Annotated in this window: 1 protein-coding gene and 1 pseudogene; both read right to left on the bottom strand. The window is 74.9% G+C overall.

The window, feature by feature from the left end; all coding sequences use genetic code 11:
- Positions 1-19: 19 nt before the first annotated feature.
- Positions 20-4,939 (bottom strand): annotated as a pseudogene (locus GBN72_RS08330) (type I polyketide synthase); the annotation flags it as partial.
- 84 nt (positions 4,940-5,023) lie between these two features.
- Entirely contained in the window at positions 5,024-15,874 is a 10,851-nt protein-coding gene (locus tag GBN72_RS08325) for a type I polyketide synthase (protein WP_439959757.1), read from the bottom strand.
- Between the last annotated feature and the right edge of the window lie 47 nt (positions 15,875-15,921).

The raw sequence follows: 15,921 nt of genomic DNA, 5'->3' as shown, positions 1-15,921 counted from the left end.
CGCCGCGCGGGGCAGCGGGTTACGAGATGCCGAACTTCTCGCCGAGCAGCTGGAACATCTCGTCGTCGGAGGCGGAGTCGATCTCCGCCGCCGAGGCCGGCGCGTCGCCATGGGATTCCTGCCAGGCGGCGACCATTGCCTTCATCCGCAGCAGGACTCGCGTCCGGCCGACGTCGTCGGCACCGACGGACGCCATCGCGGTCTCGATCCGGTCGAGCTCCTCGAGGGCGGCCGTCGCGACGGCCTCACCGTCCTGGAGTAGCCGGTCGCGCATGAACGCGGCCAGAGTCTTGGAAGTGGGGTAGTCGAACGCGGTCGTGACCGGCAGTTTCAGGCCGGTGCGGGAGGAGAGGCGGTTGCGCAGCTCGACGGCGGTGACGGAATCGAAGCCCATCTCCCGGAACGCCTTGCGGACCGGTACGGCCTCGTTCCCGGAGAAGCCGAGGACCGCGGAGACGCACTCGCGGATCAGCTCCACGAGGACGTTCTCCTGCTCCTGCTCGGTCAGGCCGGCCAGGCGCTGGACCAGCTCGGACGGCTCGTCGCCGCCGCCGGACTCGGCCATGGCGCGGGCGACCGCCTTGACCTCGGGGATGTCCTCGAGCAGCGGGCTGGACCTGATCGCGGTGAAGGCGGTGTAGAAACGCTCCCAGTCGATGTCGGCGATGAGCAGACTCGTCTCGTCCTGCTCCAGTGCCTGCTGGAGTGCCCCGGTGGCGAGTTCGGGCTTCATCTCCCGCAGGCCGTGACGGCTGAGGGTGTCGCCGAAGTCGCCCTCGGCCATGCCGCCGCCCGCCCAGGCGCCCCAGGCGACGGAGGTGGCGGGCAGGCCGCGGCTCCTGCGGTGCACGGCGAGGGCGTCCAGGACGGCGTTGCCCGGCGCGTAGTTGCCCTGGCCGGGGGTGCCGACGGTGCCGCCGAAGGACGAGAAGAGCACGAACGCCTTGAGGCCGAAGCCGGCGGTCAGCTCGTGCAGGTTGAACGCGGCCCGCGCCTTGGCGTGCAGGGCCCGGTCGATCTGCTCGAGGTCCAGCGAGTCGATGACGCTGTCGTCGAGCACGGCGGCGGTGTGCACCACGGCGCTCAGCGGCCGGTCCTCGGGCACGGAGGCGATGAGGGCGGCGAGCGCGTCACGGTCTCCGGTGTCGCAGGCGGCGACGGTGACCTGGGCTCCGAGCGCGGTGAGTTCGTCGCGCAGCGCGTCGGCGCCGGGTGCGGCGGGGCCGCGGCGGCTGACGAGCAGCAGGTGCTCGGCGCCGTTGCCCGCGAGCCAGCGGGCGACCTGGCCGCCCAGCGCGCCGGTGCCACCGGTGACGAGGACGGTGCCGTTGGTGCGCCAGGAGTTGTCGCCGGACGCGGCCTTCAGGGGCAGGCGGCGCAGGCGCCGTACGAAGGTCCCGGCCGTGCGGACGGCGAGCTGGTCCTCGGGGCCGTTGTCGCCCAGCGCGGCGGCGAGCAGCGCCGAGGTGCGCTCGTCGAGGACGGGCGGCAGGTCGAGCAGTCCGCCCCACCGGTCCGGGTGCTCCAGTGCGGCGACGCGGCCCATGCCCCAGACGGCGGCCTGGTACGGCGAGTCGAGCGGGTCGGCGACGTTGACGGAGACGGCTCCGCGGGTGGCCGTCCACAGGGGCGCGTGGATTCCCGCCCGGCCCAGGGCCTGGAGCAGGGTGACCGTGGCGGCGTAGCCGCGGGGCACCGCGGAGGCGTCCGGGTGGGGGACGCCGTCGAGGGCGAGCAGCGACAGGACCCCGGCCGGGGAGGCCAGGGGATCCCGCGTGAGGGCGTCGCCGACCCGGGCGGCGAGGGCCTGCGGGTCGGTGGTGTCCGCCTCGGGGACCGCGAGCAGGACGGCTTCGGCGCCGTGCTGCTCGAGCGCGGTGAGGACGGCCGCCGTGTACGGGTCGTCGGCCAGGCTCTCCGCGACGGGCACCAGCCAGGTGCCGGTGAGGCGGGCGGTGGCGGGCCGGGGGTTGGCCCGCCAGGTGACCTCGTAGCGCCAGTCGTCGGTGGAGGAGGTCTCCCGCAGCCGCTTCCGCCAGGCGGACAGGTAGGGCACGGTGGCGCCCAGGGTCTGGGCGGCCTCCTCGGCGTCGACGCGCAGCAGGTCGGCGACGGCCTGGACGTCGGCGAGCTCGACGGCCTCCCAGAAGGCGGTGTCGGCGGGGTTCGCCTCGACGTCCGCCGGGGCCGGCGGGGCGATCTCGTCCGCGATCCAGTAGCGGTTGCCCTGGAAGGCGTAGGTGGGCAGGTCGGTGCGGCGGGCGCCGGTGCCGGCGAAGACGGTGTCCCAGTCGACGGTGACGCCGTGGCAGTGCGCCTCGGCGAGCGAGGTCAGGAAGCGCTCCGGTCCGCCCTCGTCGCGGCGGAGGGTGCCGAGGACGGCGGCGTCGGTGCCGGCCTCCTCGACGGTGCCCTGGAGGCCGATGCCGAGGACCGGGTGGGGGCTGACCTCGACGAACACGGTGTGACCGTCGGTGAGGGCGGCGCGGGTGGCGTCCTCGAACTCGACCGTGTTGCGCAGGTTGTCGTACCAGTAGCCGCCGTCCATCGCCGTCTCGGCGATGTCCAGGAGACGGCCGGTCAGCGAGGAGTAGAGCGGGGTGTTGCCCTGCTGCGGCGTGATGCCGGTCAGGAGCTTGGCGAGCTCGTCACGGATCGCCTCGACGTGCGCGGAGTGCGAGGCGTAGTCCACGTCCACCTTGCGGGCCCGGACCCCGGCCGACTCGCACGCGGCGATCAGCTCGTCCAGGGCGTCGACGTCACCGGAGACCACGGTGGAGGAGGGGCCGTTGACGGCCGCGACGGATATCCGGCCGTCCCACGCGGTGATCGTGTCGCGGACCCAGGCGGCGGGCTGCGCGATCGAGACCATCCCACCGAGACCGGCCAGCGCGGTGATCGCCCGGGACCGCAGGGCCACGACCTTGGCCGCGTCCTCCAGCGACAGGATCCCCGCCACCGCGGCGGCGGCGATCTCGCCCTGCGAGTGCCCGATCACCGCGGCCGGCTGAACACCGTACGAACGCCACAGCTCCGCGAGGGACACCATGACGGCCCACAGCACCGGCTGGACCACGTCCACCCGCTCCAAGCCCTCACCACTGCGCACCACATCCAGCAGCGACCAGTCGATGTACGGAGCCAGAGCCGCCGCACACTCCGCCATCCGCGCCGCGAACACCGGCGAGGACTCCAGCAGCTCGACCGCCATCCCCACCCACTGCGCCCCCTGCCCCGGGAACACGAACACCGGACGCGTCCCCCGGCCCGCCACGCCCGACACCACGGCGGGTACCGGGGTGCCCGTCGCGATCGACGCGAGGGCCGCCTCGAAGTCGTTCCGCCCGGCGGCCACCACCGCCGCACGGTGCTCGAAGCGGGAGCGGGTCAGCGCCAGCGACAGGCCGATGTCGGCGACCGGTACGCCCGGGTTCTCGCCGATGTGCGCCAGCAGCCGCTCGGCCTGCGCCTTCAGCGCCTGTTCCGACTTGGCGGACAGCACCCACGGCACCACCGAGGTGGTCGGCGCGGCGGTGTCGTCCTGCTCGGCGGGCTCCTCGGGAGGGGCCTGCTCGACGATGACGTGCGCGTTGGTGCCGCTGACGCCGAAGGAGGAGACGCCCGCCCGGCGCGGCGCGCCGGTCTCCGGCCAGCGGGTGAGCTCGGTCACCAGGCCCAGCTCGCCCGCGCTCCAGTCCACGTGCTCGGAGGGCCGCTCGACGTGCAGGGTGGGAGGCATCGCCCCGTGCTGGAGGGCCATCACCGTCTTGACGAGGCCCGCGGCGCCGGCGGCGGCCTGGGTGTGGCCGATGTTGGACTTCACCGAGCCCAGCCAGAGCGGGCGGCCCTCGGGGCGGCTCTTGCCGAACACCGCGTGCAGCGCCTGCGCCTCGATCGGGTCGCCCAGCTTGGTGCCGGTGCCGTGCGCCTCGACCAGGTCGATCTGCGCGGTGGACAGGCCCGCGTCCTCAAGGGCGGCGCGGATGACGCGCTGCTGCGACGGACCGTTGGGCGCGGTCAGGCCGTTGGACGCGCCGTCCTGGTTCATCGCCGACCCGCGGATGACGGCCAGCACCCGGCGGCCGGCCCTGCGGGCGTCGGAGAGGCGCTCGACGAGGAACATGCCGACGCCCTCGCCCCAGCCCGTGCCGTCGGCGTCGGCGGAGAACGCCTTGCAGCGGCCGCTGGTGGAGAGTCCCCGCTGGCGGCTGAACTCGGTGAACGCGCCGGCGTTGGCCATGACGGTGACACCGCCCACGATGGCCATGGAGCACTCGTCCTTGCGCAGCGACTGGCAGGCCAGGTGGAGCGCGACCAGGGACGAGGAGCAGGCGGTGTCGACGGTGACCGCCGGTCCGTTGAGGCCGAAGCTGTAGGCGACCCGGCCGGAGGCGACGCTGATGGTGGTGCCGATGCCGAGGTAGAGCTCAGTGCCCTCCGGCGGGTTCTCGATCGAGGCGCCGTAGCCCTGGAAGCTGGTGCCGAGGAAGACGCCCGTCTGCGAGCCGCGCAGGGAGGCCATGTCGATGCCGGCCCGCTCGACGACCTCCCAGGCGGTCTCCAGGACGATGCGCTGCTGCGGGTCCATGGCGATGGCCTCGCGCGGCGAGATCCCGAAGAAGTCGGAGTCGAAGCGGGGCACGTCGTACACGAACCCGCCCTCGAGGGAGTACGACTTGTCGGGCTCGTCGTCGTCCTTGAAGAACAGGCCCTCGAAGTCCCACCCGCGGTCCTCGGGGAACGAGGACAGCGCGTCGGTGCCGGAGGACACGATGCGCCACAGGTCCTCGGGGCTGCGCACGTCGCCGGGGAAGCGGCAGCTCATGGCCGTGATGGCGATGGGCTCGTGCGCCTTGGCCTCGGTCTCCTGGAGCTTGTCGCGGGTTTCCTTGAGGTCGGCCGTCACCCGCTTGAGGAAGTAACGAAGCTTCTGTTCGTCGGTCTTCGATGCGTCAGTCATGGTGGAGTCGCTCCTCGAAGCGGATGTGTGCCGTAAAGGTCCGGGAAGGGCGGGCGCGGCCGGTCATGCGATGCCGAACTCACGGCCGAGGAACTCGAAGATCTCGTCGTCGGTGGCCTCGTCGATGTCGGTGTCGTCGGAGTCGGCGCCGTCCTTGGCCTGGGGGGTGTCCCACTGGGCGACGAGGCCCTTGAGCCGTTCGGTGATCAGGGAGCGGCGGTCGGTGTGGCCGATGCCGGCGAGGACGGCGGCGAGCCGGTCGAGTTCGGCGAGGACCGGCGCGGCGGCGTCCGCGGCGGTGTCGGGGACCACCTCGCCCCTCAGGTGGGCGGCGAGCTCCACGGGAGTCGGGTAGTCGAAGACGAGCGTGGCGGGCAGCCGGAGCCCGGTCACACCGTTCAGCCGGTTGCGCAGGTCGATCGCGATCAGCGAGTCGAAGCCGAGCTTCTTGAACGCGTCGTGCGGGTCGATGGCGTCGGGCGTGGCGTGGCCGAGGACGGCGGCGGCGTGGGTGCGCACCAGGTCGAGAACGACGTTGTCGCGCTCCTCCTCGGACAGGCCGGCCAGGCGCTGGGCGAGCGGGACGGCGGGCACTCCGCCGGCCTCGGCGGCGCGCCGGGCGCGGTCGCGGACGAGGCCGCGCAGCAGGCCGGGCAGTCCGCCGGCGGCGGCACGGGCCCGCAGACCGGGGAGGTCCAGGCGCAGCGGCAGCAGCAGGGCGTCGGCGCGGGCGAGGGCCCGGTCGAACAGGGCGAGGCCCTGGGCGGTGGTGAGGCCGACGACGCCGGCGCCGCTCATGCGGCGGACGTCGGCCTCGTCGAGGTGCCCGGTCATGCTGCTGGCCTCGGCCCAGAAGCCCCAGGCCAGGGCGGTCGCGGGCAGCCCCTGGGCGCGGCGGTGCTGCGCCAGGGCGTCCACGAACGCGTTGCCCGCGGCGTAGTTGCCCTGCCCGGAGCTGCCGAGGGTGCCGGCGGCGGACGAGTAGAGCACGAACGCGGCCAGGTCGTGGCCCGCGGTGAGGTCGTGCAGGTTCCAGGCGGCGTCGGTCTTGGGGCGCAGCACCGCGGCGAGCCGCTCGGGGGTGAGCGAGGTGATGACGCCGTCGTCCAGGACGCCCGCGGTGTGCACGACCGCGGTCAGGGGGTGCTCGGCGTCGATCCCGTCGAGGACCTTCGCCAGGGCGTCGCGGTCGGCGGCGTCGCAGGCGACGACGTCGGCGTGGGTGCCGACGGCCTCGAGGTCGGCGAGCAGGCCGGCCGCGCCGGGGGCGTCCGGGCCCTGACGGCTCAGCAGCAGGAGGCGGCGGGCGCCGTGCTCGGTCGCGAGGTGACGGGCCAGGTGGCCGCCGAGGACGCCGGTACCGCCGGTGATCAGCACGGTGCCGTCGGGGTCGAGCGCCGCGGCCGTGTCGTCGGGCACGGCCGGGGCGCGGCCCAGGCGCGGGACGAGGACGGCGCCGTCGCGCAGGGCGAACTGCTGCTCCGTGCCGCTCGTCAGGGCCCCGGCCAGGGCGGCCCAGGACGCCTCGCCGCCGTCGGTGTCGACGAGGACGAAGCGGTCCGGGTGCTCGGGCTGCGCGGACCTGACGAGGCCCCAGGCCGGCGCGGCGGCCAGGTCCACGACGTCCTCGCCCGGCCGGCAGGCCACGGCGTGGACGGTGGTGAGCACGAGGTCGCTGTCGGCGAGGCGTTCGTCGGCGAGCCACCGCTGGAGCAGGTCGAGGGTGTCCGCGGCCGTGGTGTGCGCGGCCGCGGCGGGTGTCGTGCCGGCGGCGCCGCGGATCTCGGCGACGACGGTCCCGGGCACGGCGGCGCCCGCGTCGAGGGCGGCCAGCAGCTCGGTGAGGCCGGTGTACGCGGCCGGGCGCGCGCCCGCCACGGTGTAGGGGGCCTCCGGGGCGCCGAGGTGGGCCCACACCGCGTCGGTGGCGGGCGCCGTCGGCGCGGTGGCGGGCGCCGGGTTCCACTCGAGGAGGTACAGGGAGTCGTCCCCGGCGGGCCGGGTCGCGGCCTTGAGCTGCTCGGGTTCGACGGGCCGCATCGCGAGCTCGCCGACGGTGATGACGGGGGCGCCGGTGGTGTCGGCGATCTGGAAGCCGATGCCGTTGGGTCCGACGGGCAGGAGCCGGGCCCGCAGCGCGGAGGCGCCGGTGGCGTGCAGGGTCACGCCCCGCCAGGCGAACGGCAGACGGGGCTTGCCCGCGTCCTCGCCACGGCCCGTCCCGGGCTTGAAGTCACCGAGTCCCATGGACTGCAGGGCGGCGTCGAGCAGTCCGGGGTGCAGCCCGTACTCCGCGGCCTCGGCCCGGCCGTCCTGCGGGAGGGAGAGGTCGGCGTAGATGTCCTCGCCGAGCTGCCAGGCGCGGGTGATGCCCTGGAACATGGGGCCGTAGTCGAAGCCGGTCAGGGTGGCCTGGTCGTAGAACCCGGCCACCGGGAGCTCGACCGCGCCGGTGGGCGGCCAGGCGGTGAAGTCGTAGCGCGGCAGGGCGTCGGTGGCGTCCGCCGGGGCGAGGACTCCGGTGGCGTGCCGGAGCCAGGAGCGGTCCGCGTCCTGGTCGGCGCCGGCCGGACGGGAGTGCACGGTGACGCCGCGGCGGCCCGTCTCGTCGGCCGCGCCCACCGTCACCTGCATCTGACGGGCCTCGTCCTCGGCGAGGGTGAGCGGCGCCTCGATGGTGAGTTCCTCGACGGTGTCGCAACCGCTGAGGTGGGCGGCGTGGTTGGCCATCTCCACGAAGGCGGTGCCGGGGACGATGACCGTCCCCATCACGACGTGCTCGGCCATCCACGGGTGGCTCCGGGTGGAGAACCGGCCGGTGAGGACGTGGCTGTCGTTCTCCGCCAGGTGGACGGCGGCGGTGAGCATCGGGTGCTCGGTGCCGTCGAGGCCCGCCGAGCCGAGGTCGCCGACCCCGTCGCCGGGCATGGGCAGCCAGTAGTGCTGCCGCTGGAAGGCGTAGGTGGGGAGGTCGGTGCGGTGGGCGCCGGTGCCGGCGAAGACGGTGTCCCAGTCGACGGTGACGCCGTGGCAGTGCGCCTCGGCGAGCGAGGTCAGGAAGCGCTCCGGTCCGCCCTCGTCGCGGCGGAGGGTGCCGAGGACGGCGGCGTCGGTGCCGGTGTCCTCGACGGTGCCCTGGAGTCCCACCGCCAGCACGGGGTGCGGGCTGACCTCGACGAGGACGGTGTGTCCGTCGGCGAGGGCGGCGCGGGTCGCGTTCTCGAACTCGACCGTGTTGCGCAGGTTGTCGTACCAGTAGCCGCCGTCCATCGCCGTCTCGGTGATGTCCAGGAGACGGCCGGTGAGGGAGGAGTAGAGCGGGATGCCGCCGGGCTGGGGCGTGATCCCGTCCAGCAGGGTGGCCAGCTCGTCGCGGATGGCCTCGACGTGCGCGGAGTGGGAGGCGTAGTCCACGTCCACCTTGCGGGCGCGGACCCCGGCTTCCTCGCACGCGGCGATCAGCTCGTCCAGGGCGTCCACGTCGCCCGACACCACGGTCGACGTGGGGCCGTTCACCGCTGCGACGGATATCCGGCCGTCCCACGCGGCGATCGTCTCCCGCACGGCGTCCGCCGCCCGGGCGACCGACACCATGCCGCCTAGTCCGGCCAGCGCGGTGATGGCGCGGGACCGCAGGGCGACGACCTTGGCCGCGTCCTGCAGCGACAGGACGCCCGCCACCGCCGCGGCGGCGATCTCGCCCTGGGAGTGCCCGATCACGGCGGCCGGCTGGACACCGTGGAAGCGCCACAGCTCGGCCAGCGACACCATGACGGCCCACAGGACCGGCTGGACGACGTCCACCCGCTCCAGACCCTCACCGTTGCGGACCACGTCGAGCAGCGACCAGTCGGTGTGCGGAGCCAGCGCGGCGGCGCACTCCGCCATCCGTGCCGCGAACACCGGGGAGGTGTCGAGCAGCTCGACCGCCATCCCGGCCCACTGGGCGCCCTGCCCCGGGAACACGAACACCGGGCGCGCCGCGGTCTCGGCCGCCGCACCGGTGACGGTGCCGGCGGCGGCGACGCCGTCGGCCAGGGAGCGCAGGTCCCTCAGCAGGGTGTCCCGGTCGCGCGGCACGAGGGCGGCGCGGCGTTCGAAGTGGGCACGGGTGGTGGCCAGGGACCAGGCCACGTCCGTGAGCGGCAGGCCGGGACGGCGCTCGAGGTGGTCCGCGAGGCCGGCGGCCTGGGCGTGCAGCGCCTCGTCGGTCCGGGCGGACAGGACGAGGGGCAGGCCGGGGACGGCGGCCGGGTCCAGGGCGCCCTGCGGGTCCGGGGCCGGCGCCCGGCGAGCGGGCTCCTGCTCGGGCGCCTGCTCGAGGACGACGTGGGCGTTGGTGCCGCTGACGCCGAAGGAGGAGACGGCGCTGCGGCGCGGCCGGCCGGTCTCGGGCCAGTCGTGGTTCTCGGTGAGCACTTCCACCGCCCCCGCCGACCAGTCGACGTGGCTGGTCGGCCGGTCGACGTGGAGGGTCCTGGGCAGCACGCCCTCACGCATGGCCATGACCATCTTGATGATCCCGGCGACGCCGGCCGCGGCCTGGGCGTGGCCGATGTTGCTCTTGATGGAGCCCAGCAGCAGCGGCCGGTCCTCGGGCCGGTCCTGGCCGTAGGTCGCGAGCAGGGCCTGCGCCTCGATGGGGTCGCCCAGCTTGGTGCCGGTGCCGTGGGCCTCGACGGCGTCGACGTCGGCCGTGGTCAGGCCCGCGTCGGCGAGGGCGGCGCGGATGACGCGCTGCTGCGACGGGCCGTTCGGCGCGGTGAGGCCGTTGCTGGCGCCGTCCTGGTTGATCGCCGTGCCCCGCACCACCGCCAGCACCTCGTGGCCGTTGCGGAGGGCGTCGGAGAGGCGCTCGACGAGGAGGACGCCGACGCCCTCGGACCAGCCGGTGCCGTCGGCGGCGTCGGCGAAGGCCTTGCAGCGGCCGTCGGCGGCGAAGCCGCCCTGGCCGCTGAGGCCGGCGAAGGCGGCGGGGGTCGCCATCACCATGGCGCCTCCGGCGAGGGCCATGGTGCATTCGCCGTTGCGCAGCGCCTGGGCGGCGAGGTGCAGGGCGACGAGGGAGGACGAGCAGGCGGTGTCAACGGTGACGGCCGGGCCCTCGAGGCCGAAGGCGTAGGAGACGCGGCCGGAGACGACACTGGCGGAGATGCCGGTGAGGAGGTAGCCCTCGTTGCCCTCGGAGGCGTTGAGGAGCGCCGAGTAGTCCTGGCCGCTGGAGCCGGTGAAGACGCCGACCCGGGAGCCCTTGACCGACGCCGGGTCGATCCCGGCGCGTTCGAAGACCTCCCAGGAGGTCTCCAGCAGCAGGCGCTGCTGCGGGTCCATCGCCAGGGCCTCGCGCGGCGAGATGCCGAAGAAGGCCGGGTCGAAGCCGCCCGGGTCGGTGACGAACCCGCCGAGCAGGTCGAGGGAGCCGTCCTGGCCGGGTTCCATGCCGGGGAGGGCGGTGATGCGCCAGCCCCGGTCGGTGGGGACGGGGCCCATGGCGTCGCGGCCGTCGAGGACCAGCTGCCACAGGTCCTCGGGCGACCGGACGTCTCCGGGCAGCCGGCAGCTCATGCCGACGATGGCGATCGGGTCGTCGTCGCGGTCCTTGGAGACGGCCGCGGCCTCGGTGAAGTCGGGCCGGCCGAGCAGCTCGGCGCACAGGTGTTCGGCGAGGGCGGCCGGGGTGGGGAAGTCGAAGACGAGGGTGGCGGGCAGGCGGGTCTCGGTCACCAGGCTCAGCCGGTTGCGCATCTCGACCGCGGTGAGCGAGTCGAAGCCGAGGTCGCTGAAGGCCCGCTGGGGCTGGATCTCGCTGCCGGAGCGGTGGCCGAGGACGCCGGCCGCGGCGTCGCGGACGACGTCGAGGACGAAGCCGGTGCGGTCCTCCTCGGGCAGCTGGGCCAGGCGGCGGGCCAGGGAGGAGGCGGCGGTGGCCTCCGCCGAGGCGGCGGCACGGGCGGCGGGGCGGATCAGGCCGCGCAGCATCGGGGGGATGGCCTCGAGGGGCACGTCGGCGCGGGTCGGCAGGTCGATGTGGGCGGCGACGACGACGGGTTCGGGCCGTGCGGTCGCGGCGTCGAACAGGGCGAGGCCGTCCTCGGCGGACATGGCGGTCACGCCGGCCCGGTCGATGCGCTGCAGGTGCGAGTCGTCGAGGTCGGCGGCGAGGCCGCTGCGGTCGGCCCACAGTCCCCAGGCGAGGGCGACGGCGGGCAGGCCGCGGTCGCGGCGGTGGGTGGCGAGGGCGTCCAGGAACAGGTTGGCGGCCGCGTAGTTGCCCTGGCCGGGGCCGCCGAGGGTGGCGGCGAGGGAGGAGAACAGGACGAAGGAGTCGAGCGCCAGGTCCTGGGTGAGTTCGTGCAGGTGCGCGGCGGCGTCCAGCTTGGGGGCGAGGACGTGGTCGACGCGCTCGGGGGTGAGGGCGGTGAGGACGCCGTCGTCGGAGAGGGCGGCGGCGTGGATGACGGAGGTGAGGGGGTGCTCGGCGGGGACGGCGGCGACGACGCGGGCGAGGGCGTCGCGGTCACCGGCGTCGGCGGCGGCGAAGGTGACGGCGGCGCCGAGTTCCTCGAGCCGCGCGGCCAGTTCGGCCGCGCCGGGCGCGTCGGCGCCGCGGCGGCTGAGCAGCAGCAGGTGGCGGGCGTCGTGGACGCGGACGAGGTGCTCCGCGAGGAGGGCGCCGATGGTGCCGGTGGCCCCGGTGAGCAGGACGGTGCCCTGCGGGTCGAGCAGGGGGCGGCCGGTGTCGTCCGCCCGGGGCGCGCGGGCCAGCCGCGGCGCGTACAGGGCGCCGTCGCGGACGGCGAGCTGGGGCTCGGGGGCGACGAGGGCGCGCAGCAGGGCGCGGCGGGAGGCGGTGGCGGCGTCCAGGTCGACCAGGACCAGGCGGGCCGGGTTCTCGTTCTGCGCGGATCGCACCAGCCCCCAGGCGGCGGACGCCGCGGGGTCGTCGAGGGGGTCGCCCTCGCCGGTGCTGACGGCCCCGCGCGTCACCAGGACGAGCCGGCTGTGCTCGAACCGCTCGTCGGCGAGCAGCCCTTGGGCGAGTTCCAGCGCGCGGTGCGTGAGGTGGTGGGCGGAGTCGGCGAGCGGGGCGGCCGGGTCGGCCGTGAGGGCGGCGACGACGACGGAGGGCACCGGCATGCCGTCGTCGACGGCGGCGGCGAGCGCGGCCAGGTCGTCGAAGCGGGCGCCGGCGGGCAGCTTGAGGCCGTTGTCGCCGATCAGCACGCAGTCGTCGGGGTCGTGGCTGCCGTCGGCGGCGACGGGGGTCCAGTCGACGCGGAACAGGGAGTCGCGGCCCGCGGTGGAGCCGGCGGCGAGCTGTTCGGCGGAGACGGGGCGGAAGACCAGTTCGTCGATGGTGGCGACCGGCCGGCCGGTGGTGTCGGCGAGGTGGACGGTGACGGCGTCGCCGCCCCCGGTGCGGCGCAGCCGGACCCGCACGGCGCCCGCGCCGGTCGCGTGGACGGTGACGCCGTTCCAGGAGAACGGCAGGCGGCCGCGGCCCTCGCCCAGGCCGCCGTCGAGGTCGTTGAGGGCGTTGACGTGCATGGCCGTGTCGAGCAGCGCCGGGTGCAGGCCGAACGTGCGGGCGCCGGTGGCGACGTCCTCGGGCAGGGAGACCTCGGCGAAGAGCTCGTCGTCGCGGCGCCAGGCCGCGGTCAGGCCCTGGAAGGCGGGCCCGTAGTCGTAGCTCTGGGCGGCGAGGTCCTCGTAGAAGGAGCCGAGGGCGAGCGGGGTAGCGCCGGGCGGCGGCCAGGCGGTGAGGTCGCCGTCCGTGCCGTGGGCGGCGGCCGTGCCGGGCGCCAGGATGCCGTCGGCGTGGCGGGTCCAGGGCTCGTCGGTGTCGCCGGAGGGCCGGGAGTGCACGCTGACGGAGCGCAGGCCCTCCGCGTCGGCGGGGCCCACGGACACCTGGACGGCGACGCCGCCCCGCCCGGGCAGGATCAGGGGGTTGTGCAGGGTGAGTTCGCGGACCTCGTCGCAGCCCAGCTCGTGGCCGGCGGCACCGGCGATCTCGACGAAGGCGGTGCCGGGCAGCAGGGTGGCGCCCAGGACGACGTGGTCGGCGAGCCAGGGGTGGGTCTGCACGGACAGGGAGCCGGTGAACAGCATGCCGTCGCCCTCGGCGAGGCTGACCGCGGCGCCGAGCAGGGGGTGTGCGGCGGAGCTCTGGCCGATGGCGGTGACGTCCCCGGTCCAGCCGGTGGGCAGTTCGGGCCAGTAGCGCCGGTGCTGGAAGGCGTAGGTGGGCAGGGTGACGGCACGGGCGCCGGACCCGTCGTAGAAGGCCTGCCAGTCGGCCTGGACGCCGCGGACGTGGAGTTCGGCGAGCGCCGCGGTGACCGACCGGTTCTCGGGGCGGTCCTTGCGCAGGACGGGCACGAACGCGGCGTCCGCGCGGACGCTGTCGCCGCCCACCGCGGAGAGCGCGCCGCCGGGGCCGAGCTCGAGGTAGGCGGTGATCCCGAGGCCGTCGAGGGTGCGCAGTCCGTCGGCGAACCGGACGGCCTCGCGCACGTGCCGCACCCAGTGGCCGGGGCTGCGCAGTTCGTCGGCGGGCAGGACGTCGCCGGTGAGGTTGGAGACGATCGGCAGGGCCGGCTCGTGGTAGGTGAGGGTGGCGGCGACCTCGGCGAAGTCGTCCAGCATGGCGTCCATGTGCGGGGAGTGGAAGGCGTGGCTGACGCGCAGCCGCTTCGTCTTCGCGAACCGCGCGGCGATCGCGGTGACCTCGTCCTCGTCGCCGGAGATCACCACCGAGGTGGGGCCGTTGACCGCGGCGATCGCGACGCCGTCGGTGAGCAGCGGCAGGACCTCGTCCTCGGTCGCCTGGACGGCGACCATCGCGCCGCCCTCCGGCAGGGCCTGCATCAGCCGGCCGCGGGCGGCGACGATCCTGGCCGCGTCCTCCAGCGACCACACCCCGGCGACGTGCGCGGCGGCGAGTTCACCGATGGAGTGGCCGATGAGGTAGTCGGGGGTGACGCCCCAATGCTCCATCAGCCGGAACAGGGCGACCTCGACGGCGAAGAGGCCCGCCTGGGTGTAGACGGTGCGGTCGAGCAGGTCCGACTCGGCGTCGAAGACAAGCTCCTTGACCGGCCGGTCCAGGTGCTTGTCCAGCTCCGCGCAGACGGCGTCGAATGCCTCCGCGAACACCGGGTGGGACGCGTACAGCTCACGTCCCATGCCGGGGCGCTGCGAGCCCTGGCCCGGGAACAGGAAGGCCAGCCCGCCGTGTTCCAGGGCGTTGCCGCGGAGCACGGCCGGGGCGGGGGCGCCGTCGGCGACGGCCCGCAGTGCGTCGAGGAGTTCGTCGCGGCCGGTGCCGAGGAGGGCGACCCGCAGGTCGAGGGCGGAGCGGGTGACGGCGGTGGACCAGGCGACGTCCAGGACGTCGGCCGGCTCGGACTCCAGTCGGGCGAGGAGGCGGGCGGCCTGCTCGGCGACGGCCTGCTCCGTGTGGCCGGACAGCAGCCAGGGGGTGCCGGCCGGGGTGCGTACCGGGCGGGCCGGGCCGTCGTCGGTGGCGTCGGCGTCGGCCTGGGCGTCCGCGTCGTCGTCCGGGGCCTGCTCGAGGATGGTGTGGGCGTTGGTGCCGCTGATGCCGAACGAGGAGATCGCGAAGCGGCGCGGCTCGCCGGTCTCCGGCCAGGCACGGGCCTCGGTGAGCAGTTCGACGTCGCCCGCGGACCAGTCGACGTGCGAGGTCGGCTCGTCCACGTGCAGGGTCCTGGGCAGCACGCCGTGGCGCATCGCCATGACCATCTTGATGATGCCGGCGACGCCCGCGGCGGCCTGGGTGTGGCCGAGGTTCGACTTCAGGGAGCCCAGCCACAGCGGGCGGCCCTCGGGCCGGTCCTGGCCGTAGGTGGCCAGCAGGGCCTGGGCCTCGATCGGGTCGCCCAGCCGGGTGCCCGTGCCGTGGGCCTCCACGGCGTCGATCTGCGCGGCGGACAGTCCCGCGTTCGCCAGGGCCTGGCGGATGACGCGCTGCTGGGACGGCCCGTTGGGGGCGGTGAGGCCGTTGCTGGCGCCGTCCTGGTTGACGGCCGAGCCGCGGATGACCGCGAGGACCTCGTGCCCGTTGCGGCGGGCGTCGGACAGCCGCTCCAGCAGCACCAGGCCGACGCCCTCCGCCCAGCCGGTGCCGTCGGCGGAGTCGGCGAACGCCTTGCAGCGGCCGTCGGACGCCAGGCCCCGCTGGCGGCTGAACTCGATGAACATGCCCGGCGCGGACATCACCGTCACGCCGCCGGCGACGGCGAGGGTGCACTCGCGCTGGCGCAGCGCCTGCGCGGCCAGGTGGATGGAGACCAGGGCCGAGGAGCAGGCGGTGTCGACGGAGACCGCCGGTCCCTCCAGGCCGAAGGTGTAGCTGATGCGGCCCGAGACGATGCTGCCGGAGGTGCCGGTGAGGTAGTAGCCCTCGACGCCCTCGGTGTGGCCGAGCAGCGACGAGTAGTCCTCGCCGGCCGCGCCCGCGAACACGCCGACCGGACGGCCGCGCAGCGAGGACGGGGCCATGCCGGCCCGCTCGAACAGCTCCCAGGTGCTCTCCAGCAGCAGCCGCTGCTGCGGGTCCATGGCGAGCGCCTCGCGGGGGCTGATGTCGAACAGCGCCGGGTCGAAGTCGCCGGCCGCGTCGAGGAATCCGCCCGAGGCCGCGTACGACGATCCGCGCTTGTCGGGGTCGGCGTCGTAGAGCCCCTCGAGGTCCCAGCCGCGGTCCTCGGGGAACCCGGAGATCGCGTCCCGGCCCTCGTCGACCAGCTGCCACAGGTCCTCCGGCGACCGGACGCCGCCGGGGAAGCGGCAGGCCATGGAGACGATGGCGATCGGCTCGTGCTCCCCCGCCTCCAGTTCGCGCAGCCGCTGCCGGGTCTGGTGGAGGTCCGCGGTCATCCGCTTCAGGTATTCGAGGACCCTCTTGTCATCCGCCATGCCCCGCCAGCCTCTCC

Source organism: Streptomyces abyssomicinicus, assembly GCF_008974245.1.
GTDB lineage: Bacteria > Actinomycetota > Actinomycetes > Streptomycetales > Streptomycetaceae > Streptomyces > Streptomyces abyssomicinicus.
This window is presented reverse-complemented; position numbering and strand designations above follow the sequence as displayed.